Raw genomic sequence first — 25,926 nt, forward strand, 5'->3', positions numbered from 1 at the left:
CTGCTCAAATCTGCGGCGGCTGTCGTTTCAACAAAACCTACAAAGAGGACAAACCGATGGTCTGGACGCCCCCTCCGCCTCCACCGCCGCCTCCGCCCGAGGAAGTGCTCGACGCGGCGGCGGAGACGATCAGCGACATCGCGGACGAAGCTCAGGACGTCGTCGAAGACGTCGTCGAAACTGCCGACTCGGCTCGTGAAAGCGGCGAGCGCGGCGGCGCCGCGCTGCAGGCGATCGCCGGCGATCCCGTCGGCTTCGCCGCGAATGTCGGCCGCGCTGTCAAAGAAGGGCTGACCGACCTGGGCCAAAACGCCGGCAACCATCTCGCGAACGGTCTGGTCGCGTGGCTCACCGGCGAGTTGGCCGCGGCGGGGGTGAATCCGCCCCGGTCGCTCGCGCTGAAGGATCTCGTCGCCTTCGTGCTCCGAACGATGGGCGTCTCGTACGACAGGCTGCGGCCGAAGCTCGTCAGGATCTTCGGTCCGACCGCGATAGACGGCGGTGAGGAGCTTTGGAGCTTGGTGAGCGACATTATCCGCGGTGGGCCTGCGGCAGGCTGGGAGCACGTCAAGCAGCGCGTCGGCGCCGTGCGCAACGCGGCCGCCGAAGACCAGCGCTCCGAGCGCGGCAGCGAACAGGTCTACGGCATCGTCGTCTCGCAGACTGTGCTGCTTGCCGGCACCGTGCACAACCTGTTCTCCGCATGGCTCGCGCTGAGCGGGAAACAACCGCGGGCGCGGCTGCTGCGTTACGCGTCACAGGGCGAATTGCAGAAGACGATCGGGCTTGCGCTTTCGAACGCGCGGCAGAAGAGCGCCGGCGGCCGGCCGCAAGCGTTCGCCGCGCTCGTCGAAGCGCAGCAGCGCGTGAACGCAGCCGCGAAGCTGTCGGCCCGCCGCGTGTCCGCGTCGCAAGCGTCGGCGGCCGCGGCGATCCGCGACCTCCAGAGGCTGCAGCGCGCGCTGTCGTCGCTGCTCGCGCGCTATCGCGGTTCGCCGAAGAGCGCGCAGGCGAAGCTCCTCACGCTCACGCGCGAAGCCGAGCAAGCGCTCGCGCGCGCCGTGCTGCAGCTGCAGGGGATCGTGCAGGCCACCGCCGACGCCCGGCGCGAGCTCGGCAAGCCGAAGCTCCTCACCGCGTCGCGCGCCGCAGCAGCGAGGCCGTTGAAGTAGGCGCCGCAAAAACACGAAGGCTCAGGCCACGAAAATGGCCTGAGCCTTCGTTCACGACTGGTAGGCGGTGCGAGATTCGAACTCGCGACCAACGGATTAAAAGTCCGCTGCTCTACCGACTGAGCTAACCGCCCGAAAAGCCCACGATTTTATAGTTTTGGGGATACGCGGGTCAACCCGATCTCACTCAGGTTTCCTGCATCAGGCGCCAGTACTGGTACTTCAGCGTCGCCACCGAGCCGATCACCATGCCGAAGAACGCGAGGATCGAGCCCATGGCGAGCGTGGACACGCCGCTCACCGCCTGCCCGATGGTACAGCCCATCGCCACGACGCCGCCGACGCCCATCAGCGCGCCGCCGAGCACGTGATTGCCGAAGTCCTTGAAGCTCATGAAGCGCTCGTAGCGGAAGCCTTTCGAGGGCAGCGCGTAGAGGAGCGAGCCGAGGATCACGCCGGCGAGCGCGACCACGCCGAAGTTGATCAGCCAAAGCTTCGTCGGAGCGAGCAGGTAGCGCACGGTGTCGCCCATCGGGGCGACGAACGTGAACGACTGCATCTGCACGCGGCTCGGGATCTCGGTCGCCATCTCGGCGTATTCCTTCCACGCCGCGCCCATCGGGCCGCCGGTGATGTACCACGCGGCGACGACCGCGAGACCGACCGTGGCGCCGCCGAGCACGTTGTCGAAGCTCTCGCGGAAGTCGCGCGACCTGAAGATCCATACGAAGAGCGCGAGCGCGACGAGCGCCGCGACGGTGAGATTCAGGGCGCGGCTCGGCTCGAGGCCGAACATCCCGGCGACGATCGAGCCGACTTCCTGCGTCGGCATGCCGTGACGCCTGAGGTCGATGCTCGTCGCCTGTATCCACGGCAGGAACGCTTTTTCGAAGAGCGGCGTCCACAGCATGAGGTAAGCGCACACAGCCGCGACCGCAAGCACCGTCAGCGACTTGACGTTGCCGCCGCCGATGCGCACCAGCGTGCGGTTGCCGCAGCCGCTGCCTAGCGTCATGCCGACGCCGAACAGCACGCCGCCGACGATGTAGCGCAGCCACTGGAAATTCGCGGTGCGGTACGGCGGGAACGTGTCGGCGGACAGCGTCACGACACCCGCCGCTTCGAGCGCGACGACGCCGGTGATCGCCACCGCCATCGCGAGCACCCACGAGCGCATGCGGCCGGTGTCTCCCATGTTCACCCAGTCCGAGACCGCGCCCATGGTGCAGAAGCGCGTCTTCTGCCCGACCGCGCCCAGGACAAGCGCGATACCGAACACGGACAGCAGGAGCTGCTGATGAATTCCGAATTCCATAGAGCGCCTATTTTACGCGGGGACTCACGCGTAACGCGTCGGATCGGCAACGCCCGCCGCCGCGAAGCCCGCGCGGCGCAGCCGGCACGAATCGCAGACGCCGCACGCGCGGCCGTCCTGCGTGGCCTGGTAGCAGGACACGGTCAGCGCGTAGTCGACGCCCAGCGCGATGCCGCGCCGGATGATGTCCGCTTTGGAGAGGTCGATGATCGGCGTGCGCAGCGCGAGCGGCCGGCCTTCGACCGCGGCCTTGGTCGCGAGGTTGGCGACCGCCTCGAAGGCGCGCATGTACCCGGGACGGCAATCGGGGTAGCCCGAGTAATCGACCGCGTTCGCGCCGAACCAGATCTCCGCGGCGTCGCGGACTTCGGCGTACGCCAGCGCGAGCGATAGAAAGATGGTGTTGCGCGCAGGGACGTAGGTGGTCGGAATGCCCGGCTGCACGCCGTCGACCGGCACCGCCATCGATGCGTCGGTGAGCGCCGAGCCGCCGAACGCGGTGAGGTCGAGCGCGAGGACGCGATGCTCGGCGGCGCCCAGCGACTCGGCCACACGCCGTGCCGCGTCGAGCTCGGCGCGATGGCGCTGGCCGTAATCGATCGAGAGGCAGTGGCACGTGCGGCCTTCGCTTTTCGCGACGGCGAGCGTAGTGGCGGAGTCGAGCCCGCCGGAGAGGAGGACGACTGCGGCAGGCATCGCTTTAAACCCACGCCCACCCTGCCCCTCCCCCTGAGGAGGAGGGAATTTTTCCTGGGTGATTCATCGACCTTGTTGGTTACCCCACAGCACCTTGTGCAGCTGCACCTGCATGCGCACCGGCAGCTCGTCGCGGAGGATCCATTCGGCGAGCGCCGCGGCATCGAGCTCGCCGTGGACCGGCGAGAAGAGCACCGGGCAGGTGCGGTCGAGCGCACGCTCGAGCACGAGCGCTTTCGCCCATTCGTAATCGGCCTCATTGCACAGGACGAGCTTGACCTCGTCGCGCGCGCTGAGATGCGCGAGGTTGTCCCAGAGGTTCTTCCCGACTTCACCCGAGCCCGGCGTCTTGATGTCGACGATGCGCGAGACGCGCGGATCGACGCGCGACACGTCGAGCGCCCCGCTCGTCTCGAGCGAGACGCTGTAGCCGCGGTCCGCGAGCGACGCGAGCAGCCCGTTGCAGTTCTTCTGCGCGAGCGGCTCGCCGCCGGTCACGCAGACGTAGCGCGTGCGATGCTTCGCGACCTCGCCGAGGATGTCGCCGATCGTGCGGCTCGCGCCGCCGTGGAACGCATACGCGGTGTCGCAGTATCCGCACCGCAGCGGGCAGCCGGTGAGACGCACGAAGACGGTCGGCAGGCCGGTGCGGCTCGTCTCGCCCTGCAGCGAATGGAAGATCTCGGTGATGCGCAAGGAGGCATCGAGCCCGGCGCCGGTGTCGGACGCGCTGACGGCGGGATCGACGACCATGGGGCTGCTAATGGAGCGCGGCGAGCCTGCGCTTCGCTTTTTCCGCGGCCTCGCTCGACGGATAGCGCGTGACGAGGGTGTCCATCGTCTTCTTCGCCGCCACGGTGTCGCCGAGCTCGATGTACGAGCTCGCCATGTTCAGCATGGCGTCGGGCACCGACGCGCTGTCGGGATAGGTCGCGATCAGCTTGTGCTGCGCGGCGATGGCGTTCTTGAAGTCGCGCAGGTTGTAGTACGAATCGCCGATCCAGTACTGCGCGCGGTGCGCGAGCGTGCTGCGGCCGAACTGCTGGACGAAGCCCTGGAAGCCCGCGATCGCGCCCTGATAGTTGCCGACGCGGCGCTGCTGCTGCGCGGCTTCGTACACGCGCTGCTCGTCGGCGGCGGCTGCGCCGGTGACGGCCGCAGCAGGCGCGGCAGGCGGCCTGGTTTCAGCGCCGGCTCCCGGCGGTGGCGGAGCGCCCGGCGGCGCGCCCGCCGCGGGCGGCCCGCCCTGCTCGAAGCGCCGCAGCCGCGTGTCGAGGTCGACGTACATGTCGCGCTGGCGTTTCGCCGCCGCGTCGAGATTGTTCGTGAGCACCTCGAGCTGGCCGCGGATCGTGCGCAGCTCCTCGCGCATCACCTGCATCTGGTTCGCGAGCTCGAGCACCGGCTGGTTCTGCGCCTGCTGCTTCACCGTGTCCTCGAGCTTGGCGATGCGCGCCGCGGTCTCGTCGAACCGCTGGGACAGCGCGTCGAAGCGCCGCTGCTGCTCGGCGATCTGCTTGCGCGCCGTGATGTCGACGTCTTCGCCGAACAGCGCCGCCTGCGCGGGGAGCGCCCACGCGCACGCGAGCGCCAGTGCGAGTAACGTGACACGCGAGATCGATCTCATGCGGCCCTCGACGTCACTCGGTCCCGCTTACTGCTCGTTGCCGTAGACGATGTCGGCGCGGCGGTTCTCGGCGTACGCCTTCTCGTCGTTGCCCTGGGCGCGCGGCTTCTCTTCGCCGAAGCTCACCGTCTCGATGTTCGCGCCGGGCGCGCCGAGCAGCGTCATCATCTGCTTGACCGCCTCCGCGCGCCGCTGGCCGAGCGCGAGGTTGTACTCGCGGCTGCCGCGCTCGTCGGTGTTGCCCTGGATCGTCATGCGCTGCGAGCGGTTCTGCGAGATGAAGTTCGAATGCGCGGTCACGAGCGGCTTGAACTCTTCCTTGATGACGTTGCTGTCGTAATCGAAATAGACGCTGCGGCGCGAGAGGATGTTGTTGGGGTCTTTCAGTGCGGCGAGCGGATCGGCGCCGACGGTCTCGGGCCGGCTCGGCGCGGTCTGCGGTCCGGTCTCGGGCTTGGCCGGCTGCACCGGCCGCGTGTCGGCCATCACCGGCTTGCGCTCTTCGACCTTGGGACCTTCGTTGGGCGTCGACGAGCATCCTGCAACCAGCCCAAGCACTGCGAACATCATGGTGAATCTTTTCATCGTGCGCTCCTGAAGTCAGTGTCCCCCTGTAAAGCAGGTTATAGTTGTAATGTTGTTATCTGTTCGTGAGCGGGCCCCAAGCCGGCTCGCGCACATCACCGCTCGTCTCGGTGAAGCGCTGCTTGACGCGACCGTCGCTTGAGACCGCGGCTAATATACCACGCCCCCTCACCTCGCTTGCGTAGAGGATCATGCGTCCGTTGGGGGCGAAGCTCGGCGATTCGTCGATGCCGCCGTCGGTCAATAGCTGCACCTGCCGCGAAGCGAAATCCTGTACCGCGACGTTGAAGCGCCCGCCGCCGTTGCGCTGAACGAAGGTGAAGCTCTTGCCGTCGGGGCTGTGTCGCGGCGAGACGTTGTAGTTGCCTTCGAACGTCATGCGCTGCGCCTGTCCGCCGCCCGCCGGCATGCGATAGATCTGCGGGCTGCCGCCGCGGTCCGACGTGAAGAGGATCCACTGGCCGTCCGGCGACCAGTTGGGCTCGGTGTCGATACCCACGCTGCTCGCGAGGCGTTGCGCGTTACCGCCCTCCGCGCCGATCACGTACAGCTGCGAGCCGCCGTCCTTGGTCAGCGTGACCGCGAGGCGACGGCCGTCGGGAGACCACGCCGGCGCGCTGTTGCTGCCGGTGAAGTTGGCGACCGCACGACGGGTTCCGGTCGTGAGCGACTGCACGTACACGATGGGCTTCCTGCGCTCGAACGACACGTACGCAAGGCGTGTGCCGTCGGGAGACCATGAAGGCGAGATGATCGGCTCGTTGGACGCGAGTATGGTCTGCGGTCCGTAGCCGTCGGCGTCGGCGACCTGCAGCTCGTAACGACTGCCGCGCTTGACCACGTAGGTGATGCGGGTGGCGAACACGCCTTTGTCGCCGGTGAGCTTCTCGTAGATGGCGTCCGCGATCTTGTGCGCGGTGAGGCGCAGGTTCGAGGTCGTGGCGTTGTACATGAAGCCGGCGAGCTGCGTGCCTTTGGCGACGTCCATCAGGCGAAAGCGCACCTCGTAGTTCGCGCCGTTCGGGGTGACCGTGCCGATGACCAGCGCGTCGGCGCCGCGCGCCTTCCACGTCGGGTAGTTCACCTGCTCGGGCTCGTACGGCACCGGCGTGACGCCGCCCGGGTCCACCATCTTGAACAGACCGCTGCGGGTGAGGTCGGCCGCGATCACCTGCGTGAGCGGCTGCGGGATGCCTTCCTCGGCGCGGAAAGGCACGATCGCGATCGGGATCTGGTTGGCGCCGGCGCCGACGATCTCGATGGTGAGCGCGGCCTGGGCGGGGCGGCCCGCGCACAGCGCGGCCATCGCGAAGAATGCGATCGCAAGGTAACGGTTGAGCGTGCGGTAGAGCGTTGCGGTCATCATTGTTTCGGTCTGACTTTCAGGTTCAGCTCTCGAAGCTGGTTGAACAGCGCCGGGTCCGACGGCACCGGCAGCGGCGAAGCCTTCATCACGGCGCGCAGCACCGCGTCGTCGTACAGGCTGTTGCCGCTGCTGCGGCGCACCCTCACGCTCGGCTCGAGCACGTCGCCGCCGGGAAGTATCCGAAGCTCGATTTCGACTTCCGGATTGCCCTGCAAGTTCGGCGGCTCGACGATCCGCTGGCGCACGCGGTCCTGGATCATGCGCGTGTACTTGTCGATCTCGCCCGCGCGCGCGGAGGCCGCTTCCCTGGCGAGCTTGTCGGCGATCGCCTGTTTCTCGGCCGCGAGCTTCTTGGCTTCCGCTTCCTGCGCGAGACGCTCCTTCTCGAGCTTTTTCTTTTCTTCCTCTTTTTTCTTGGCTTCGAGCTGCTGCTGCTCGCGCTGGGCCTTGAGCTTCTTCGCCTCCTCTTCCTTCTTGCGCTCGAGCTCGTGCTGCTTCTTCTTCTCGAGCTCCTGCTGCTCCTTGAGCTTGCGCTCCTTCTCGAGCTTCTCCTTGAGCGCGATGTCGGCCTTGGGGATCGGCTTCGCCTCGGGCTTGGGCGGCGGGGGCGGCGGCTCGGGTTTGGGCTCGGGCTTCGGCTTGGGTCTGGGCTTCGGTTCGGGCTCCGGCTCGGGTTCGGGCCTGGGCTTCGGCTTCGCCTCGTGGCGGGGCGGGGTCATGGTGTCCCACAGCTCCACCACCGCCGCCGGCTCCGATACGCGGCGCTGCCAGACCACGCCGAAGATGAGCAGCAGCAGCGCGACCACGTGCATGCCGATCGCGAGGGCGCGCGCGACCTTTCGCTCGCGGGGGCTGACGTCTTCGTCGTAAGTCATCGTGCATTGAAACGCAGGATCACGGCGTCCGGGGTTTGGCGAGCAGCCCGACTTTCTTCACGTTGTTCTGCTGCAGCATGTCCATCACTTCGAGCACCGACTCGTAGCGCACGTCCTTGTCGGCGGAGATCACGACCGGCTGGTCGGCGTGCTTCTGCTGCTTTTCCTTGATGCGGGCGAGGAGATCGTCGCGCGTCACCTTCACCTCGGCGCTGCCGCGCGAGCGGTCGCGCAGCCACAGCGACTGGTCCTTGTGGATGGATACCTCGAGCGGCTGCACCGGCGGCGCGCTGGTCTTGCCGACCTCCGGCAGCTCGATCTGTCCCGGGTTCACCAGCGGCGCGGTCACCATGAAGATGACGAGCAGCACCAGCATCACGTCGATGTACGGCACGACGTTGATCTGGTTCATCAGCCGGTGCTTGCCGCGCTTCTCCATCAGTGGATCTGCCGCTGCAGGATGTTCGACAGCTCTTCCATGAACGAATCGAAGTGGATCGACAGCCGGTTCACGTCACCGGCGAAGTGGTTATAGGCGACCACCGCGGGGATCGCCGCCAGCAGGCCCATCGCGGTCGCGATCAGGGCCTCGGCGATGCCCGGCGCGACGTGGCCGAGCGTCGCCTGCGCGACGTTCGCCAGGCCGCGGAACGCGTTCATGATCCCCCACACCGTGCCGAACAGGCCGACGTAGGGACTGACCGAGCCCACCGACGCCAGGAACGACAGGTGCGATTCGAGGTTGTCCATCTCGCGCTGGTAGGTCGCGCGCATCGCACGGCGCGTCCCGTCCATCACCGCCGCGATGTCCATGCCGGGCTGCTTGGTGAGCTTGGTGAACTCGCGGAAACCCGCTTCGAAGATGCGCTCCAGGGTGCCGGGATGGCGCGCGGCGTTGGCGCGGTGATACAGCGCGGAGAGCTCGGTGCCGCTCCAGAACTGCTTCTCGAACTCGTCGGCCTGCTTCTCCGCGCGCTTCAACTGGAAGCGCTTGAGGAAGATGTAGTACCACGAGAAGAGCGAAGCGAGCAGCAGCGCACCCATCACGAGCTGAACGAGCACGCTCGCGTTGGTGATGAGGCTGATGATCGACAGATCGTGGGTGATGCTGGGATTCACACGCCGTCCCTTTCCTTTTTTATGCCACTATCCTGACGCAGTTTCGCCAAGATCTCCCGCGGTATGCGCACCGGCCGCATCGTTTCCAGCCTTACGCAGGCGATTTTTACCGCGGCAGTCGCGAGCTCCTCGTCTTCGCGCATGACGCGTTGAATCAAGTCGATCTGACCGGCGCCAACCTTAATGAGTTCCACCGTGACCCGCAAGGCGTCGTCGAAGCGTGCCGGCTTCAGGTAGTCGATCGCGAACGCGCGCACCACGAACACGACGCCGTGCACTTTTGCGAGATCGGTCTGCTCGAAGCCCGCCGCGCGCAACCACTCGGTGCGCGCACGCTCGGTGAACTTGAGGTAGTTCGCGTAGTAAACGACGCCGCCCGCATCGGTATCTTCGTAATAGACGCGCACCGGCCATGCAAAGCTCTCGCTGCGCGGCTCCTCGGCCGCAGGATTGTGCGCCGCTGCTTGCAAGGATGGGGCCGCTAGCGCGGGTCGTCCCACAGCCCCGGCGTCGCGCCGTCCTTCGGCTGCACCAGCCCGAAGTGGCGGTACGCGGCGGCGGTCGCGACGCGGCCGCGCGGGGTGCGCTGGAGATAACCCTGCTGGATGAGATAGGGCTCGAGCACGTCCTCGATGGTGTCGCGCTCTTCCGAGATCGCGGCGGCGAGGTTGTCGACCCCGACCGGACCGCCGTCGAACTTGTCGATCACGGCGGACAGAAGCTTGCGGTCCATGACGTCCAGTCCCGCGGCGTCGACGTCGAGCATCTTCAGGGCCGCGTCGGCGACCTCGCGCGTGACGCGTCCCTGCGCCTTGACCTCCGCATAGTCGCGCACGCGGCGCAGCAGGCGGTTGGAGATGCGCGGCGTGCCGCGCGAGCGGCTCGCGACTTCACGCGCGCCCGCGTCCTCGATCTGCATATCGAGCAGCCTGGCCGAGCGCAGCACGATGCGCGCGAGCTCGTCGACGGTGTAGAACTCGAGCCGCGCGACGATGCCGAAGCGGTCGCGCAGCGGGTTGGTCAGCATGCCCGCGCGCGTCGTCGCGCCCACCAGCGTGAAGGGCGGCAGGTCGAGCTTGACCGAACGCGCGGCGGGACCTTCGCCGATCATGATGTCGATCTGGAAATCCTCGAGCGCCGGATAGAGTATTTCCTCTACGACCGGCGAGAGCCGGTGGATCTCGTCGATGAAGAGCACGTCGCGCGGCTCGAGGTTCGTCAGGATCGCCGCGAGGTCGCCCGCGCGCTCGAGCACCGGACCGGACGTGTGACGCAGGTTCACGCCCATCTCGCGGGCGATGATGTGCGCGAGCGTGGTCTTGCCGAGTCCCGGCGGCCCGAAGAGCAGCACATGGTCGAGCGACTCGCCGCGCTTCCTCGCCGCCTGGATGAAGATCTCGAGCTGGCCGCGCGCTTTCTCCTGTCCGATGTACTCGTCGAGCGCCTTGGGGCGCAGCGCGCGCTCGATCACTTCTTCCTGGGGCGTGATCGGTGCGGCGGAGATGAGGCGGTCGGTCTCTATCATGGTGAAAAGTGAAACGTGAACCGTGATGGAACCGGTGAAACGTGAAACGTGAAACGTGAAACGTCGAATAGCGACGTCTCACGCAATGCAGCTTCCCGTTCGTGCTTACCTTTCACTCTTCACCCTTCACGTTTCACGTTTCACGTTTCACGCTTTGGAAAGAACCTTCAGCGCCTGGCGGATCGCTTCAGTCACCGACAGGCCCGCGTCGAGGTTCTTGACCGCATACTGCGCTTCCTTGTCGCTGTAGCCCAGCGCGAGGAGCGCGTTGACGACGTCGCTGCCGGCGGTCGCGGTTTCGGACTGCACCGCGACGATCGCGACGTCGAGCTTGTCCTTCAATTCGAGCAACAGCCGCTCGGCGGTCTTCTTGCCGATGCCCGGCACCTTCACCAGCCGCGCGCTGTCCTGCGTGCTCACCGCCTGCTTCACGTCCGCGACGCTCATGCCCGACAGCACCGCGAGCGCGGTGCGCGCGCCGACGCCGGAGATCTTGAGCAGCTGGCGGAAGAGGTTGCGCTCGGCGTCGCTCGCGAAGCCGAAGAGCTGATGCGCGTCCTCGCGCACGATGAGGTGAGTCAGGAGCGCGACGTCGCTGCCGGTCGACGGCAGCTGGAACAGCGTGCTCATCGGCACGTCGAGCTCGTAGCCGACGCCGTGCACGTCCACCACGATCTGCGGCGGATGCTTGGCGACGAGCTTGCCCGCGATGCGCCCGATCACACCAGCCTGCCGTTGCGGATGCGATAACCCTTCGTCGCCGCGGTGCCGAAGCCGTGCCCGCCGTGCGCATGGCAGATCGCGCAGGCGAGCGCGTCCGCGGCGTCGGGGCTCGGCGCGCCCGCGAGCTTCAACAGCCGCTTCACCATCTCCTGCACCTGCTCCTTCTTGGCGTGACCGTTGCCGACCACCGCCTGTTTCACCTGCAGCGCGGTGTACTCCGCGATCGGCAGGTCGTGCATGACCGCCGCGCAGATCGCGGTGCCGCGCGCCTGACCGAGAAGCAGCGTCGATTGCGGATTGGTGTTCACGAAGACTTTTTCGATCGCGATGTACTGGGGCTTGTGTTCGGCGATCACCTCGGCAAGGCCGTCGAGGATGATCCTGAGGCGCGACGACAGCTCGCTTGCCTGACCGGTCTTGATGCAGCCGCTCGTCACGTAAGCGAGCTGCTGTCCGGATTTATCGAGGACACCGAACCCGGTGATCCGCAGTCCTGGATCGATCCCGAGTATGCGGGTCCGCGAAACCGTCATCTCACTCGTTGATGACCGCGGTGGTGTACACGTCCTGCACGTCGTCGAGCGATTCGATCGCATCGAGGAGCTTCTGCATCTTCGCGGCGTCGTCGCCCGCGAGCTCGGTCTCGGTCGAAGGCTTCATGGTCACTTCGGCGAGCTCGGGCTTGAAGCCGGCCTTGATCAGCGCCTCGCGCACCTGAGGGAAATCGTTGGGCGCGGTGAGCACCTCGATGCTGCCGTCGTCGTTGGTGATCACGTCCTCGGCGCCGGCGTCGAGCGCCGCCTCCATCAGCTTGTCCTCGTCGGTGCCGGGCGCGAACATGAGCTGACCGCAATGCTTGAAGAGGAAGGCCACCGAGCCTTCGGTGCCCATGTTGCCGCCGTTCTTGGTGAACGCGAACCGCACGTCCGCGACGGTGCGAGTCTTGTTGTCGGTCATGCAGTCGACCATGATCGCCGCGCCGCCGATGCCGTAGCCCTCGTAGCGCACTTCCTCGTAGTTGACGCCGTCCATCTCGCCCGCGCCGCGCTTGGCCGCGCGCTCGATGGTGTCCTTGGGAAGGTTGTTCTCCTGCGCCTTGTCGATCGCGAGGCGCAGCCGGGCGTTCATGTCGGGGTCGGCGCCGCCGCCCAGGCGGGCCGCGACCGTGATCTCCTTGATGAGACGGGTGAAGATCTTGCCGCGCTTAGCGTCCTGTCGCTCCTTGCGGTGCTTGATGTTCGCCCATTTGCTATGACCCGCCATTGCCTGATCCGATACGTCCGAAGCCGTTAAAATATCGAGGAAATTTTAACACGCCCCCGCGGGACGACCCATGGCCGAGCCCATCCTCCTCGCTCAATCCAGCAAGCCCCTCCACCTCCTTCCCGCGTACGCCAACCGCCACGGCCTCATCGCCGGCGCGACCGGCACCGGCAAGACGGTCACCCTGCAACGCCTCGCCGAAGGCTTCAGCCGCATCGGCGTGCCGGTCTTCATGGCCGACGTCAAGGGCGACCTCGCCGGCATCAGCCAGGCGGGCAAGCCCAACGAGAAGATTCAGGCGCGAATCGACGCGCTGAAGCTCGTCGATTTCTCGTACGAAGCCTGCCCGGTGGTGTTCTGGGACGTCTTCGGCGACCAGGGCCACCCGGTGCGCATGACCGCGTCGGAGCTGGGGCCGCTGCTGCTCGCGCGCATGCTCAACCTGAACGACACCCAGTCGGGCGTGCTCAACGCGGTGTTCAGGGTCGCGGACGACGAAGGGCTGCTGCTCCTCGATCTCAAAGACCTGCGCGCGATGTTGAAGCATGTCGGCGACAACGCGAAGGCGTATACGACGCAGTACGGCAACATCTCCTCGGCGTCGATCGGCGCGATCCAGCGCGGCCTGCTCGCGCTGGAATCGCAGGGCGGCGACAAGCTCTTCGGCGAGCCCGCGCTCAACATCGCGGACCTGATGCAGACCGTGGGCGATCGCGGCGTGGTGAACATCCTCGCCGCCGACAAGCTGATGAGCTCGCCGAAGATGTACGCCACGCTCCTGTTGTGGCTGCTCTCCGAGCTGTTCGAGAACCTGCCCGAAGTCGGCGACGTGGCCAAGCCCAAGCTCGTCTTCTTCTTCGACGAGGCGCACCTGCTCTTCAACGACGCGCCGCCCGCGCTGCTGGAGAAGATCGAGCAGGTCGTGCGCCTCATCCGTTCCAAGGGCGTGGGGGTGTACTTCGTGACGCAGAATCCGCTGGACATCCCCGACACCGTGCTCGGCCAGCTCGGCAACCGCGTGCAGCACGCGCTGCGCGCGTTCACGCCGCGCGACCAGAAAGCGGTGAAGACCGCGGCGACCACGCTGCGCGCGAATCCCGGGCTCGACGTGGAGGCCGCGATCACCGAGCTCGCGGTGGGCGAAGCGCTGGTCTCACCGCTGGACGACAAGGGCCGGCCCGAAGTGGTCGAGCGCGCGTTCGTCGTGCCGCCGGGATGCCGGCTCGGTCCGGTGACCAGGGAAGAGCGTGCCGCGGTGATGAAGGACTCGATCGTCGCCGGGGTGTACGAAGCGGCCGTCGATCGCGAATCGGCGTACGAAAAGCTCACCGCGCGCGTCGCGGACGCGCCCGCTTCGGCCTCGAAGGGCGGCGCGGACGCGCAGCCGCAGGCCGAAGCCGGCGGCGGGTTGCTCGACAAGCTCGGCGGCCTGCTCGGCGGCTCGACCGGCCCGCGCGGCGGGCACCGCGACGGCCTCATCGAATCCGCGGTGAAGAGCGCGGCGCGCACCATCGGCTCGTCGGTCGGCCGCGAGATCGTCAGGGGTGTGCTCGGTTCGCTGCTCGCGGGCGGAAGCGGCCGCAGGCGGCGCTAGGCGGTGCCGGAGCGTTCGGATCCGCGCGAGGGTACGTGAAAAAGCCGCGCGGCTTTTGAGGGCCGCGCGGCTTTGCTACAGCGCCGGACTGCGCCCGGCGGCCATTCGCGGAGATCAGGCGGAATGACCGCTGTGCCAGCGCTTGTAGAGGCGCTTGTCGCTCGCCATCGCCCACACGGCGAAAGCCGTGGCGAGTATTCCAACGAGCACCGTGTGCAATGCAACAGTGGTCGAAGTCGCGAAACCCAGGACAAACGGTGAAACGACGAGCCACACGCCGCAAAGCGTGTTGATGATCTCTTCCCATGCCTTCGGCACGTAGGCCGCGATGAGCGCGAACACGACGATGCCAGCACCCATGATGATCGCATTCCAGCCCGCCGACGTGCCGCCGTAATGCAGCAGCCACGGCGAAGCGAACAGCCAGGCGCCGAGGACCAGATTGGCCCAGTCCTGCCAGCGTCGTGCGACCATCGCGCACTCCTTTCCGAGGCTTACGCGCTCGCGAGCGCGGCCCCGCACGAGGTTCGACTGCGGGTGAGTACACCCGTTCCCTGGTTTCGTCGATGCAAGCGCCGTTCCGGCCTTATTCGCTTTTGATCGCAGGCGCTTAAGCGTCGAAGGTTACCCGGCCCGGCGACGTTCGTGAAGCGCCCGGGTACACCGCTTGTAGGTCCCTCGGGATGGGCGCCCGCGCGGGACTTGCGCAGGGCGCACGGCAGGAGTACACACGCACCAATCTTTTGCGGGGGGTCAGGAATGAACGATTCCGCTCTGTCGCACCTCGCCAAACCCCTGCAGGTCGTCGGCGTCGCTTCCGGTTTCGGCGCGCGGGACATGGGCTGCGAGGCGGGCGCCGACGTGCTGCGCTCGATGCGGCTCACCGCGCGACTGCGCTCGCGCGGCTTTCGCGCGCGCTGGGCGCCGGTCATCCGTCCCGCGGCTGCCTACCGTCACGACGCGCTCGAATCGGTGCGGCGCACCTGCGTGCGGCTCGCGCGGCGGGTCGAGCGCATCGTCCAGCACGGTGAGTTCCCGGTCGTGGTCGGCGGCGATCACACCTGCGCCATCGGCACCTGGAAAGGCGTCGCGCACGCCAATCGCCAGCGCGGTCTCGTCGGGCTGCTGTGGATCGACGCGCACATGGATGCGCACACGCCGCAGACGTCCGAGAGCGGCATGCTGCACGGCATGCCGGTGGCATCGCTGCTGGGCTACGGTTATCCGCAGCTGACCGCCATCGCCGACGGCGCGCGGCTGGATCCCAAATGCGTCTGCCTTTACGGCGTGAGGAGCTTCGAGCGCGGCGAAGCCGAGCTCCTTGAACGTCTCGGCGTGCGGGTGTTCTTCATGGAAGAGATCGCGCGGCGCGGCGTATCCGTGACGCTGCGCGAGGCCGCGTCGCTGGTGTGCTGCGCCAGCGGCGGTTTCGGCATCACGCTCGACCTCGATGCGATCGACCCGAGCGATGCGCCCGGCGTCGGCAGCCCGGCGGCGGGCGGCCTGCGCGCGGGCGAGCTCATGGCGGCCCTTGCGGAGCACGGCGCGCATCCCAATCTTTCGGGTATCGAGATCGTGGAGTACAACCCCTACCACGACCGCCATTCGGCGACCGCGGGGGTCGTCGGCGACGCGCTCGACGCGATGCTGCTCGGGCAGTCGGCGCTCGGCGCGCCGATGCGGGCGGCGGGTTAACCAGGAGAGGACGTCAGCAGATGCTCGTCAGATTCGATTCCAAAGCCGGCACGATCACCATGTTCGGCGACGTCGGCACCAAGCTCCTGAAGATGATGGGACAGAGCGGCTCGATCCCGGGCGCGATCCTCGCACAGGACATACCGCCGGCGGTCGAGCGGCTGCGCCAGGCGCTGGGCGGTGAAAGCGAGCCCTCGCCGGCGAAGAAAGCCGGTGACGACGGAGAGCCTCAGGTGGGCATGCGCCAGCGCGCCTATCCGCTCATCGAGCTGCTCGAGCGCGCGGCCAAGCAGAACGCCGACGTGGTGTGGGACACGGAGAAGCGCGCGGCTTTTTAGTGTTGGGAGAACCCCAGCATCGCGCGGCAATTCACGCCGACCGGCAGCGTGCCGTACTGCCGCTGCGCGCACTGAAGCAGCTGCGCCAGCCCGTGATGGTTGTACTTCTCCGCGAACTCCGCGGCGGTATGACCGCCGTACACCCTGACGTCCGCATCCGCCCCGGCCGCGAGCAGCATACGCACCATGCGCTCGTGCCCCTGGATCGCCGCCATCATGAGCGGCGTGTTCGAGTACGTGCCGCCCTGCTGGGCTGCGCCGTTCACTTTCGCCCCGCGCTGGAGGAGGTAGCGCACCACGCGCTCGTTGTCCTGGTAGGCCGCGTAGGCGAGCGGGGTGTAGTAGTAATAGTTCTCGAGGTCCGCGCCGGACTCGACGAGCAGCCGCACCGCGCGCTCGTGGCGGTCGAAGGAGCGGTTGCCGCGGACTTCGTCGAAGAAGAACGCCGCGAGCATGAGCGGCGTCTCGTTCACCGGCGTGCGCGCGTTGACGTCGGCGCCGCTGGAGATGAGGAAGCGCATCACCTCGAGCGAGGCGGCGCGCGCGGCGAGCGCGATGATCGGCGCCCCGTCGGGATAGGCTTCGACGGACAATCGCGCGTTGGGACTGAGGCCGCCGTTCTGCACCGCACCGCGCACGGTGTACACGTCGTCGGTGCCGATCGCGTTCACGATGCGGTCGTTGTCGGCCGCGCCTCCGCCGACGCCGGCGCAGCCGGCGAGGCCCACGACGATTAACAGACAAGCCAGAACAGCTGCGATGCGTCGAATCATGCGTTCACCCTGGGCGGTTGCGCTCTCCCCCGAGAGCCCATGGACAAAGTATAGCGGCTGATCGACACCATCCGGCAGCCTCTGCATACGCCGGCGGCGGCCACTCCACCGAAGTGCTGCACCCTCCCTTGATCAGACGTTGAAGCGGAAGTGCATGACGTCGCCGTCCTGCACGACATACTCCTTGCCCTCGAGCCGCATGCGTCCGGCTTCCTTCGCGCCCTGCTCGCCCTTGTGCTTGATGTAGTCGTCGTAGCCGATCACTTCGGCGCGGATGAAGCCTTTCTCGAAGTCGGTGTGGATCACCCCCGCGGCCTGCGGGGCGGTGGAGCCTTTCTTCACCGTCCACGCGCGCACCTCTTTGGGACCGGCGGTGAAGTAGGTCTGTAACCCGAGGCGGTCGTAGCCGGCGTGGATGACGCGGTCGAGGCCGGGCTCGGTCATGCCCATGTCGGCCAGGAAGACCGTCTTGTCCTCGGCGTCCATGTCGGCGATCTCGGCCTCGATCGCCGCGCACACCGCCACCACCGGCGCGCCTTCGGCCGCGGCGTGCTTGCGCACCGCGTCGAGGTGCGGGTTGTTCTCGAAACCGTCTTCCTTGACGTTGGCGATGTACACCGTCGGCTTGGCGGTCAGCAGCGCGAGGTTGCGCAGCACCGCTTTCTCTTCCTCGTAGAGGTCGAGGGTGCGCACCGGCCTGGCCTCGTTCAGCACCGGCAGGCACTTCTCGAGCACCGCCACCAGGCGCTGCGCTTCCTTGTCGCCGCCGGCCCTGGCGACCTTCGAATAGCGCGCGAGCTGCTTCTCGACCGTCGAGAGGTCCGCCAGCGCGAGCTCGGTATTGATCGTCTCGATATCGGAGACCGGGTCGACCTTGTTCGAGACGTGGATCACGTTCGGGTCTTCGAAGCAGCGCACCACGTGGGCGATCGCATCGGTCTCGCGGATGTTGGCGAGGAACTGGTTGCCGAGGCCTTCGCCCTTGGACGCGCCCGCGACGAGACCGGCGATGTCGACGAACTCGGTGACCGCGGGGATGACCTTTTCAGGCTTGGCGAGCGCCGCCAGCGCATCGAGGCGCGGATCGGGCACTTCCACGATGCCGGTGTTGGGCTCGATGGTGCAGAACGGATAGTTCTCCGCGGCGATGCCCGCCTTGGTGAGCGCGTTGAAGAGCGTCGATTTACCGACGTTGGGAAGGCCGACGATGCCGCATTTCAGAGACATGGTAAGAGCGAGGAGTAGGGAGACGGGGTTGGAATGGCGGGAATCTAAAAAGTGACGGATGAAGCAGTGACGGAGAGTGCGGTGACGGATAAGGCGGTGACGAAAAGCGTTCGTGGCGCTGCACCCGTCACCGTTTCACCCGTCACCGTTCTATCCGTCACCTTTTTTCGGCCTATCGGTGTGAAGCCGAAGCATGGCTTTTTCCATCTCATGGCTCGCGATCAGCGGCCACACGTCCATCGCCTTGGCGAGCGCGTCCTCGATCGCTTTCTTCTCTTCCAGACGCGGGTTGTGCAGGACGTAATCGACGACTTCCTGCTCGCTGGCGGCGAGATCGCGGGGATGGCCGATGCCGATGCGCAGCCGCCAGAAATCCTTGGTGCCGAGCACCGCGGCGACGTCCTTCAAGCCGTTGCCCGACAGGCCGCCGCCGAACTTGAGCTTGACGGCGCCCGGCGGCAGGTCGAGCTCGTCGTGCGCGACGAGGATGTCGGACGCGTCGATGCGATAGAAGTTCGCGAGCGCGCCGACCGCGCGTCCCGAGTTGTTCATGAACGTCTGGGGTTTCAGCAGCCAGATGTCCGTGCCCGGGCCTTTGGCGACTTCGCCCGAGAAACGCGACTCCGCGCGGAAGCTCGCGTTGGCGGCGCGCGCGACCTCGTCCACCCACCAGAAACCGGCGTTGTGGCGCGTCGTTTCGTATTTCCTGCCCGGATTGCCGAGGCCGACGATGAGTTTCATGGATTCAGAGAGGAGAAAGGAGATAGGAGAAAGGAGAAGGTCTGAGGTCACCGGCGCGGCTCGCCTCTCTCCTGCCTCCTCTCTCCTTTCTGCGTCGCAAAGCAAAAGCCCGCCCAGCGGGCGGGCTTTTGCGGCGGCGCATGGAACTTACTTCGCCTTGCCCTTCTGCTCGCCTTCCGCTGCCGCAGCGGCAGCGGCTTCCGCGGGCGCCTGGCCGGTGATCTCGGTGACCGGCGTGGCGGCCTCTTCCTCGGCGGCGGCGACGCGCGGCACGTGCATCGACACGACCGCCGGGTTGTCGCCCTTCAGCTTGGCCGTGGGCTCGACGCCGGCCGGCATCGTCAGGTCGTTGACGTGATAGATGTCGTTCAGCTTCATCGACTTCAGATCGACCGCGATGTACTCCGGGAGGTGGTCCGGCAGGCACTGGATCTCGATGTCGGTCATGGCGTGGGTGACGACGCCGCCCTGGGTCTTCACGCCTTCGGAGACGTCCTCGTTGGTGAAGTGCAGCGGCACGCGCATGTGGATCTTCTTGTTCGGGTCGACGCGCTGGAAATCGACGTGCAGCACGATCGGCTTCCACGGGTGCATCTGGAAATCGCGCAGCAGCACGCGTTCCTTGTTGCCGTCGACCGTCATGTCCAGGATCGAGGCGTGGAAGGCTTCCATCTTCAGATGGCGCAGCAGCGCGTTCTGATCGAGCTCGACGTTGGCAGCCGGTTTGTTCGCCCCGTAGATGATCCCGGGGGCGCGGCCGCTGCCGCGCAGGCGGCGGCTCGCACCCGTGCCCTGCGTCGTGCGGGGAAATGCAGTGACTTCGATTTTCATTTCACTCTCCAGTTAGAGGGGTTCGCGACCAAACTCCCTCTTTGCGACAGTGAAACGTGAAACGTAAAACGTGAAACGTAAGGCGCTGCCCGGATTCTACGTTTCACTGTTCACGTTTCACATTTCACACCTTTCCGTTATTCGACGAATAGCGAGCTCACGGATGCTTCCTCGCTGATCCGGCGCATCGTCTCGGCCATCAGGCTCGCGACCGTGAGCACGCGGATCTTGGGACAGTTGCGCGCTTCCTCGCGCAACGGGATCGTGTCGGTGACGACGATCTCGTCGAGCACCGACTTCGAGATTCTTTCCACCGCCGGCCCCGACAGCACCGGGTGCGTGCAGTACGCGACCACGCGCTCCGCGCCGCGCTCCTTCAGCGCTCTGGCCGCTTCGCACAGCGTGTTCGCGGTGTCGACGAGGTCGTCGATGATCACGCAGGTACGGCCTTCGACCTCGCCGATGATGTTCATCACCGTCGCGACGTTGGGCCGCGGACGGCGCTTGTCGATGATCGCGAGATCGGCTTCGAGCCGCTTCGCGAGCGCTCGCGCCCGCAGCACGCCGCCGACGTCCGGCGACACCGCCACCAGGTTCTGGTAGCCGTGCTTCCACACGTCGCCCAGCATGATCGGGCCCGAGTAGATGTTGTCGACCGGGATGTCGAAGAAACCCTGGATCTGCTCGGAGTGCAGGTCCATCGTGAGCACGCGATCGACCCCCGCGCTCGCCATCATGTTGGCGACGACCTTGGCGGTGATCGGCACCCGCGCCGAGCCCGGGCGGCGGTCCTGCCGCGCATACCCCATGTACGGGATCGCGGCGGTCACGCGCGCGGCCGAAGCGCGCTTCAGCGCATCGACCATCACCAGCAGCTCCATCAGGTTGTCGTTGGTCGGCGCGCACACCGACTGGAGCACGAAGACGTCCTTGCCGCGGACGTTCTCGAGGATCTCCACCATCACTTCGCCGTCGCTGAAACGGCCCACCTTCGCGCGGCCCAGCGGCAGGCGCAGGTGCCCGACGATGTCTTCGGCCAGCTTGGGATTGGCGTTGCCGGTAAAGACGGTCAGCCTGTCGAGCGCCACTTCGGTCCCCGCTTAAAAAACAAACAGCCGCAAAGCGGACTACGCTTTTGCTGCATCGGCAGCATGCCGCATGCAGGCGTAGATCCACCCGCGGCGGATCGGTTGGGCTGGGGAGGTAGGATTCGAACCTACGAATGCCGGAATCAAAATCCGGTGCCTTAGGCCAACTTGGCGACTCCCCAACTGAACCGGCGTCGGTGTCCCGACGCCGGTCCTTGAAACCCGGCCGGAGTCGAAGCTGCGACTCCGGCTCGTAACTGTTGCTGCTTCAGCGCGCCTTTCAGCCTGCCGTCAGGTCGAAGAGCGGATGCCGATCGAGCCCCCGCGCGGCAAAACCTTTCATGTCCGGCGGTAGCTGCAAAACCACTTCCCGGGCGGCCGCCTCGGTCTCGAAGCTCGAAAAGACCGCGGCGCCCGATCCTGTCATGAGCGCCGGTCCGAAACGATCGAGCCACTTTAAATGCCGCGAAACTTCGGGATACAGCCGGCAAACGAGCTCCTGGAGGTCGTTGACCGCACCACTTAGAAGCCCGGCTGCCGAAAAGCCCTGTATTTTAACTACTTTCGAGTCGCGTTTCAAATCGCGATGGGAAAAAACCGCGGCGGTGGAGACGCCCACCGGCGGGGTCAGCACCACGTACCAGGCGGGGGGCAGCCCGACCGGCGTGAGGACCTCGCCCACGCCCTCACCCAGGGCGCTTTGCCCGTAGATGAAGACCGGGACGTCGGCGCCGAGCGTGAGCCCCAGCGCCTGGAGCTCCGCCCGCGTGAGCCCGGTCCCCCAGAGGTGGTTGAGCCCGATCAGCACCGTCGCCGCGTCCGAGCTGCCGCCGCCGAGCCCCGCCCCCATCGGCAGGCGCTTCTCGACGCCGATGTCGGCGCCTAGGCGGGCGCCGGTCGCCTGCCGCAGCAGCCGCGCCGCGCGCACCGTGAGATCGTCGTCTTCCGCCACCCCGGGAATCTCGCGCACGCGGCGGATCGCGCCATCGTCGCGCACCGCGAGGCTCACCTGGTCGCCGTGATCGATGAAGCGGAACAGCGTCTGCAGCAGGTGATAGCCGTCGTCGCGCCGTCCGACCACGCGCAGCATCAGGTTGAGCTTCGCGGGCGCGGGATAGCGCTGTGCGGTCACTGTGCGTCGCGCCAGGTGTCGACGACGAGGCGGATTTCGTTGGGACCGTCGGAGAGATCGAGGCGGCGCACCCGGCCGGCGTACTCGCCTTCGCCGTGGTACGCGATCGCGACCTTCCAGTCGTTCTGGACGAGGCTCGCGATCCTGCCGTCGGCGCCGCGCTGCAGCGCTTCGGGCTTGCTCGACGGCGCGGGCTCGCCCTTCACCCAGTACTGCAGCAGCGCGAGCGGCAGCGGCCAGCCGAGCGCCTGCTGGGTGAGCGCTTCGACGCTGCCGGCGCGAAACTGCTTCTGGTCGGCGCGGGTGAGCGTCGCGCCGTCCTTGCCGTCGACGATGTAGGCGAGCGTCTGCCCGGTCGGCGTCATGAGCCAGATCTGGTCCGCCGCCGCGGCGTGCTCCCACCGCAGATTGGCGGTGACGCTGCCGTCGCGATAGGTGACGAGCGCGCGGCCGAGGAGGTCGAAAGATTGGGACGAGCGCGGCGCGAGCGGCGTGGCGCACGCGGCGAGCAACAGCACCAGCGCCGCTGCTGCGGCGCGCCCCCGCGCGTTACGCATCACTGCGCCGTCTTGAGAACCGCCGGATCGAGGCGCTTGACCGTGCTCGTGAGCTGCTCGTTCTTCTCGTGCTCTTTGAGCGCCTGCACCCAGACCTTGCGCGCTTCGTCCTGCTGGCCGCTCGCCCACAGCACTTCGCCCAGGTGCGCGGCGATCTCGGCGTCGGGCCGCAGCGTGTACGCGCGCTTGAGGTGCTCGAGCGCTTCCTGGTTCTGCCCGAGACGGAAGAGCACCCAGCCCATGCTGTCGATGATGTAGGCGTTGTCGGGCGAGAGCTTGAGCGCTTTCTCGATGAGCTCGCGCGCTTCGGGCAGGCGCTGGTTGCGATCGGCGAGCGTATAGCCGAGCGCGTTGTAGGCGTCGGCGTTGTCGGGCTTCACCTCGATCAGCTTGCGCAAGGAAGCTTCGAGGATGTCGATGCGGTCGATCTTCTCCGCCGCCATCGCGTGCTCGTAGAGCAGCTCCGGGTTGTTCGGCGACTTGGCGAGCGCATTGCCGAGGAGATCGAACGCGTCCTTGTACTGGCTCGCGTCGCGCAGCAGCTGCGCCTCGGCCTGCGTGAGCGCCACGCGCTGGTCGGGGTGCTGCTCCGCGATCTGCTGCAGGTGCTTGCGCGCCTCGGCGAGCTTGCCCTGCTTGGAGAGCACGCCCGCATACCGCGTCTGCGCGCCGAGATAGTGCTCGCCCGGCTGCACCGCGGAGTACCACTTCAGCGCTTCGTCGTAGCGCTTGCGCTCTTCCGCGATCTGACCCAGATAGACGCGCGCCACATCGGGCTCGCCGTAGCCGTGCTCGAGCGAGCGTTTCAACTGGGTCTCGGCCGCCTCGTAGTCCTGGGCCTGTATGGCGAGCAGCGCGACCGCCATGGTCACGTCGCCGTTCTGCGGGAACTGCTCGACCAGCGCCTCGAACTGCTTGCGCGCCTCGGGATAGCGCTTCATCGTCACGAGGAGCCGCGCGTAATTGAGGCGCACGTCCTTCGCGTTGGGATGGGTCTTGAGATAGTCGCCGAGGAAAGCGAGCGCTTCGTCGTTGGACCGCTTCTGCAGCGCCTGCGCGTGAAAGAGCGCGGCGATCTCGAGCTCGGGCTTGAGCTTCAGCGCCGCGGCGGATTCGTCGAGCGCGAGCTGATCGTTGCCCGCGTTCCACGCCGCCTGCGCCACCGCCAAGCGCGCCTCCGGCACCTTGGGGTAAGGCTTGGCGAGGCCGCGCAGCAGCTCGAGCACCGCTTTGCGGTCGGGATTGCGCGAGAGCATCGTCGAGAGCTCGAGGAAGCTCTGCGGCACGTGCTCCGGATCGGCCGCGAGCCACTGCTCGAATTGCGCGCGCGCCGCATCGAGCTTCTGCTGGCTCGCCAGCATCGCCGCGAGCACCTGGCGCGCGCGCTGGTTCTTGGGCTCGGCTTTGAGCCAGATGCCGGCGGCTTCGACCGCGGCGTCGGCGTAGCGCGCGTTCCACGCCGCCTCGGTCGCGCGCTGCGCGATGCGCGGGTCTTTCGTCTCGCGCGCGAGGTCGAGCAGCGCGGGCACGCCGATCTCCGGCTGGCCGCGCTGCAGCGCCACTTCCGCCATCATGAGCTTGTACATGATGTCGCTGGTGAGCTCGACGGCGGGCAGCGATTCCGGCGAGCGCGGCGCGACCTTGCCTCGGGGCTGGGCGGCCGCCGCGTACTGGTCCACTGCGCGGTCCGCGCCGACGTCGCGTGCGAGCACGCGGTCGGCGAACGCCGCGCCGACTGCAGCCGACACCACCACTGCGAGTAATGCGGTTGGGAAACGTGTCATGAGGGAAGCGGCTCGCGACGCGAGCGGCGGATCGGAAGATGGATGAGAAGCACCGCGCGCATTGCGACTCAGTCGGCCGGCGTGAGCTTCATTATCGTGGACATATTAGGTATATTTCGGCGACACCACAAGACGCTCGACGGGACGCGAAAGCGCTTCAGCCGAGCGGCTTTGCAGAACTTCTCATCCTCTTCGCATGTCGAACCCCAGCGCCGCGCCAGCCACGACGATCCGCGCGCACGGCTTGCAGCGCCGTTTCGGCGCGCATGCCGCGGTCAAAAACGTCGAGCTCGAGCTCAATCGCGGCGAGGTGCTCGGCTTCCTCGGGCCCAACGGCGCGGGCAAGACCACGACGATGCAGATGCTCACCGGCAACCTCGCCCCCACCGAAGGCGAGATCAGCATCTGCGGCGTCGACCTGCTCGCCAAGCCGGCGCAAGCCAAGGCGCGCATCGGCTATCTGCCGGAGAACCCGCCGCTCTATCGCGAGCTCACGGTGGACGAATACCTCGAGCTCGCAGTCAAGCTGCATCGCGTGCCCAAGCGCGAGCGCGTGAAGGCGGTGGCGCGCGCCAAGGGCCGCTGCGGCCTCAACGACGTGGGACGCAAGCTGATCGGCACGCTCTCCAAGGGTTACCAGCAGCGCGTCGGCATCGCGCAGGCGATCGCGCACGAGCCCGACGTCGTGGTGCTCGACGAGCCCACGGTCGGTCTCGATCCCAACCAGATCCGCGACATCCGCGCGCTGATCCGCGAGCTCGGCGGCTCGCACAGCGTGATCCTGTCGACGCACATCCTGTCGGAGGTCGAAGCGATCTGCGACCGCGTACAGATCCTGCATCACGGCGAAGTGGTGTACAGCGACACCATCACCGGGCTGAAGGCGTTCCACAGCGGACGCACCTTGCTGGTGGGGTTGAAGCGGCCGCCTGCCGAAAGCGCGCTGCGCGCCATCCCCGGGGTCGCCGCGATCGAAAGCGCCGGCGACCATCTCTACAGGCTGCAAGTCGCGGCCGACAGCGACCCGACCGAGCAGATCGTCGCGCGCTCGGTGGCCGGGAACTGGGGCCTGCATCATCTCGCACCCGCGCAGACGAGCCTCGAAGACGTGTTCGTCCAGCTCACCAGATGATCGCGACGATCGCCGGCAAGGAGCTCAAGAGCCTGTTCGCGTCGCCGCTCGCGTGGCTGGTGCTGACCGCGGTGCAGCTCATCGCGGGCTTCGTGTTCCTCAAGAAGCTCGATGAATTCCTCAACGTGCAGTCGCAGTTCGTCCAGCTCGCCAGCCCGCCCGGCGTCACCCAGCTGGTGATCGCACCGCTGTTCTTCAGCGGCGCCGGCTTGCTCATGTTCGCCACGCCGCTGCTCGCGATGCGCTCGATCGCGGAAGAGCGGCGCAACCAGACCATGGTGTTCCTCACCTCCGCGCCGGTGACGATGACGCAGATCGTGCTCGGCAAGTTCGCGGGCCTGATGGCGTTCATCGCGTTGATCGTCGCGCTGATCGCGGCGATGCCGCTCACGCTGTCGGCGAGCACCCGCCTCGATTACGCGCACATCGCGGCCCTGGTCGGCGGCGTGCTGCTGCTCGCGGCAGGATTCGCCGCGCTGAGCCTCTACGTCTCGTCGCTCACCACGCACCCGATGGCCGCGGCGTTCGGCGCGTTCGCGCTGCTCCTGGTGATGCTCTCGCTGGGCGACGCCGCCGTCGACGGGCTGCAACGCGACGGCTGGGCCGCGCCCGCGGCGCTGCTCCAGGTGTTCTCGCCGCTCAGGAACTTCGAGCCGATGATCGCCGGCATCGTCGATACGTCGGCGATCGCGGGCTCGCTGCTGCTCGTCGCGTTCTTCCTCACGCTCACGGTGCGCCGCCTCGACGCGCGGCGCCTGCGCGGCTGAC

The 25,926-nt window shown here is 67.0% G+C and carries 29 protein-coding genes and 2 tRNA genes; 6 read left to right on the plus strand and 25 right to left on the minus strand.

Annotated elements, in window-relative coordinates; genetic code table 11:
* Positions 1-56 precede the first annotated feature (56 nt).
* Positions 57-1,172: a hypothetical protein gene (locus tag VHP37_28390; GenBank protein HEX2830292.1), complete on the plus strand. Its 1,116-nt coding sequence runs from the start codon at positions 57-59 to the stop codon at positions 1,170-1,172.
* A gap of 58 nt (positions 1,173-1,230) precedes the next feature.
* Here VHP37_28390 and VHP37_28395 read toward each other — a convergent pair.
* From VHP37_28395 to VHP37_28465, 15 genes are all read right to left on the minus strand, one after another.
* Positions 1,231-1,306, minus strand: a tRNA-Lys gene (locus VHP37_28395).
* Between the two features lie 53 nt (positions 1,307-1,359).
* Positions 1,360-2,487, minus strand: coding sequence for a YeeE/YedE family protein (locus VHP37_28400; protein HEX2830293.1), 1,128 nt, complete (start codon positions 2,485-2,487; stop codon positions 1,360-1,362).
* A gap of 24 nt (positions 2,488-2,511) precedes the next feature.
* Positions 2,512-3,183 carry a 7-cyano-7-deazaguanine synthase QueC gene (gene queC, locus VHP37_28405; protein ID HEX2830294.1) on the minus strand — a complete coding sequence of 224 codons (672 nt, stop codon included), beginning with the start codon at positions 3,181-3,183 and terminating at the stop codon, positions 2,512-2,514.
* Positions 3,184-3,246: 63 nt separating this feature from the next.
* On the minus strand, positions 3,247-3,936 hold the full coding sequence (gene queE, locus VHP37_28410) for a 7-carboxy-7-deazaguanine synthase QueE (protein ID HEX2830295.1): 690 nt from the start codon (positions 3,934-3,936) through the stop codon (positions 3,247-3,249).
* A gap of 7 nt (positions 3,937-3,943) precedes the next feature.
* Complete coding sequence (gene ybgF / locus VHP37_28415; GenBank protein ID HEX2830296.1) at positions 3,944-4,810, minus strand: tol-pal system protein YbgF; 867 nt, start codon at positions 4,808-4,810, stop codon at positions 3,944-3,946.
* 27 nt (positions 4,811-4,837) lie between these two features.
* Positions 4,838-5,395: a peptidoglycan-associated lipoprotein Pal gene (gene pal, locus VHP37_28420; protein ID HEX2830297.1), complete on the minus strand. Its 558-nt coding sequence runs from the start codon at positions 5,393-5,395 to the stop codon at positions 4,838-4,840.
* A 55-nt stretch (positions 5,396-5,450) separates the two neighbouring features.
* The gene (gene tolB / locus VHP37_28425; GenBank protein HEX2830298.1) at positions 5,451-6,758 is read right to left on the minus strand and encodes a Tol-Pal system beta propeller repeat protein TolB; all 1,308 of its coding nucleotides are present in this window, start codon (positions 6,756-6,758) and stop codon (positions 5,451-5,453) included.
* Complete coding sequence (gene tolA, locus VHP37_28430) at positions 6,758-7,636, minus strand: cell envelope integrity protein TolA (GenBank protein ID HEX2830299.1); 879 nt, start codon at positions 7,634-7,636, stop codon at positions 6,758-6,760. Before tolA ends, tolB begins: the two co-directional genes overlap by 1 nt.
* 19 nt (positions 7,637-7,655) lie before the next feature.
* The gene (tolR, locus tag VHP37_28435; GenBank protein ID HEX2830300.1) at positions 7,656-8,075 is read right to left on the minus strand and encodes a protein TolR; all 420 of its coding nucleotides are present in this window, start codon (positions 8,073-8,075) and stop codon (positions 7,656-7,658) included.
* On the minus strand, positions 8,075-8,755 hold the full coding sequence (tolQ, locus tag VHP37_28440) for a protein TolQ (GenBank protein ID HEX2830301.1): 681 nt from the start codon (positions 8,753-8,755) through the stop codon (positions 8,075-8,077). Before tolQ ends, tolR begins: the two co-directional genes overlap by 1 nt.
* The gene (gene ybgC / locus VHP37_28445) at positions 8,752-9,225 is read right to left on the minus strand and encodes a tol-pal system-associated acyl-CoA thioesterase (GenBank protein ID HEX2830302.1); all 474 of its coding nucleotides are present in this window, start codon (positions 9,223-9,225) and stop codon (positions 8,752-8,754) included. The genes tolQ and ybgC overlap by 4 nt, the downstream gene beginning before the upstream one ends.
* 11 nt (positions 9,226-9,236) lie before the next feature.
* A complete protein-coding gene (ruvB, locus tag VHP37_28450; protein ID HEX2830303.1) occupies positions 9,237-10,280 on the minus strand; it encodes a Holliday junction branch migration DNA helicase RuvB in 1,044 nt (347 codons plus the stop codon).
* Positions 10,281-10,427: 147 nt separating this feature from the next.
* Positions 10,428-11,003 (minus strand): Holliday junction branch migration protein RuvA, encoded by a 576-nt coding sequence (gene ruvA, locus VHP37_28455; protein ID HEX2830304.1) that lies wholly within the window; start codon positions 11,001-11,003, stop codon positions 10,428-10,430.
* The gene (gene ruvC / locus VHP37_28460; protein HEX2830305.1) at positions 11,000-11,536 is read right to left on the minus strand and encodes a crossover junction endodeoxyribonuclease RuvC; all 537 of its coding nucleotides are present in this window, start codon (positions 11,534-11,536) and stop codon (positions 11,000-11,002) included. Before ruvC ends, ruvA begins: the two co-directional genes overlap by 4 nt.
* A 1-nt stretch (position 11,537) precedes the next feature.
* Entirely contained in the window at positions 11,538-12,266 is a 729-nt protein-coding gene (locus VHP37_28465; protein HEX2830306.1) for a YebC/PmpR family DNA-binding transcriptional regulator, read from the minus strand.
* 70 nt (positions 12,267-12,336) lie between these two features.
* Between VHP37_28465 and VHP37_28470 the strand changes: the two genes are divergently transcribed.
* Complete coding sequence (locus VHP37_28470) at positions 12,337-13,860, plus strand: helicase HerA-like domain-containing protein (GenBank protein HEX2830307.1); 1,524 nt, start codon at positions 12,337-12,339, stop codon at positions 13,858-13,860.
* A gap of 114 nt (positions 13,861-13,974) precedes the next feature.
* Here the strand turns inward: VHP37_28470 and VHP37_28475 are convergent, their stop codons facing one another.
* Positions 13,975-14,334, minus strand: a complete 360-nt coding sequence (locus VHP37_28475) for an SPW repeat protein (GenBank protein ID HEX2830308.1) — start codon at positions 14,332-14,334, stop codon at positions 13,975-13,977.
* 285 nt (positions 14,335-14,619) lie between these two features.
* On the opposite strand from VHP37_28475, the gene VHP37_28480 reads away from it, so the two are divergent.
* Both VHP37_28480 and VHP37_28485 read left to right on the plus strand, forming a co-directional pair.
* Positions 14,620-15,555 (plus strand): arginase, encoded by a 936-nt coding sequence (locus tag VHP37_28480; protein ID HEX2830309.1) that lies wholly within the window; start codon positions 14,620-14,622, stop codon positions 15,553-15,555.
* 20 nt (positions 15,556-15,575) lie between these two features.
* Positions 15,576-15,893: a DUF1840 domain-containing protein gene (locus VHP37_28485; GenBank protein ID HEX2830310.1), complete on the plus strand. Its 318-nt coding sequence runs from the start codon at positions 15,576-15,578 to the stop codon at positions 15,891-15,893.
* Here VHP37_28485 and VHP37_28490 read toward each other — a convergent pair.
* The 9 genes from VHP37_28490 to VHP37_28530 all read right to left on the minus strand — a co-directional run bounded on the left by VHP37_28490 (position 15,890) and on the right by VHP37_28530 (position 24,026).
* On the minus strand, positions 15,890-16,666 hold the full coding sequence (locus VHP37_28490; GenBank protein HEX2830311.1) for an ankyrin repeat domain-containing protein: 777 nt from the start codon (positions 16,664-16,666) through the stop codon (positions 15,890-15,892). The genes VHP37_28485 and VHP37_28490 overlap by 4 nt on opposite strands.
* 132 nt (positions 16,667-16,798) lie before the next feature.
* Positions 16,799-17,893 carry a redox-regulated ATPase YchF gene (gene ychF / locus VHP37_28495; protein HEX2830312.1) on the minus strand — a complete coding sequence of 365 codons (1,095 nt, stop codon included), beginning with the start codon at positions 17,891-17,893 and terminating at the stop codon, positions 16,799-16,801.
* A gap of 150 nt (positions 17,894-18,043) precedes the next feature.
* Positions 18,044-18,634, minus strand: a complete 591-nt coding sequence (gene pth, locus VHP37_28500; GenBank protein HEX2830313.1) for an aminoacyl-tRNA hydrolase — start codon at positions 18,632-18,634, stop codon at positions 18,044-18,046.
* Positions 18,635-18,781: 147 nt separating this feature from the next.
* Positions 18,782-19,459 (minus strand): 50S ribosomal protein L25/general stress protein Ctc, encoded by a 678-nt coding sequence (locus VHP37_28505; protein ID HEX2830314.1) that lies wholly within the window; start codon positions 19,457-19,459, stop codon positions 18,782-18,784.
* A gap of 143 nt (positions 19,460-19,602) precedes the next feature.
* Complete coding sequence (locus VHP37_28510) at positions 19,603-20,553, minus strand: ribose-phosphate pyrophosphokinase (GenBank protein ID HEX2830315.1); 951 nt, start codon at positions 20,551-20,553, stop codon at positions 19,603-19,605.
* A gap of 107 nt (positions 20,554-20,660) precedes the next feature.
* Positions 20,661-20,735, minus strand: a tRNA-Gln gene (locus VHP37_28515).
* A 98-nt stretch (positions 20,736-20,833) separates the two neighbouring features.
* Positions 20,834-21,685, minus strand: a complete 852-nt coding sequence (gene ispE, locus VHP37_28520) for a 4-(cytidine 5'-diphospho)-2-C-methyl-D-erythritol kinase (protein HEX2830316.1) — start codon at positions 21,683-21,685, stop codon at positions 20,834-20,836.
* Positions 21,682-22,242 (minus strand): lipoprotein insertase outer membrane protein LolB, encoded by a 561-nt coding sequence (gene lolB / locus VHP37_28525; GenBank protein HEX2830317.1) that lies wholly within the window; start codon positions 22,240-22,242, stop codon positions 21,682-21,684. The genes ispE and lolB overlap by 4 nt, the downstream gene beginning before the upstream one ends.
* Positions 22,242-24,026, minus strand: a complete 1,785-nt coding sequence (locus VHP37_28530; protein HEX2830318.1) for a tetratricopeptide repeat protein — start codon at positions 24,024-24,026, stop codon at positions 22,242-22,244. The genes lolB and VHP37_28530 overlap by 1 nt, the downstream gene beginning before the upstream one ends.
* Before the next feature lie 196 nt (positions 24,027-24,222).
* On the opposite strand from VHP37_28530, the gene VHP37_28535 reads away from it, so the two are divergent.
* Complete coding sequence (locus VHP37_28535; GenBank protein HEX2830319.1) at positions 24,223-25,158, plus strand: ABC transporter ATP-binding protein; 936 nt, start codon at positions 24,223-24,225, stop codon at positions 25,156-25,158.
* A complete protein-coding gene (locus VHP37_28540) occupies positions 25,155-25,925 on the plus strand; it encodes an ABC transporter permease (GenBank protein HEX2830320.1) in 771 nt (256 codons plus the stop codon). Before VHP37_28535 ends, VHP37_28540 begins: the two co-directional genes overlap by 4 nt.
* Position 25,926: the final 1 nt, after the last annotated feature.

The sequence above is a fragment of the Burkholderiales bacterium genome (genome assembly GCA_036262035.1).
Taxonomy (GTDB): domain Bacteria; phylum Pseudomonadota; class Gammaproteobacteria; order Burkholderiales; family SG8-41; genus JAQGMV01.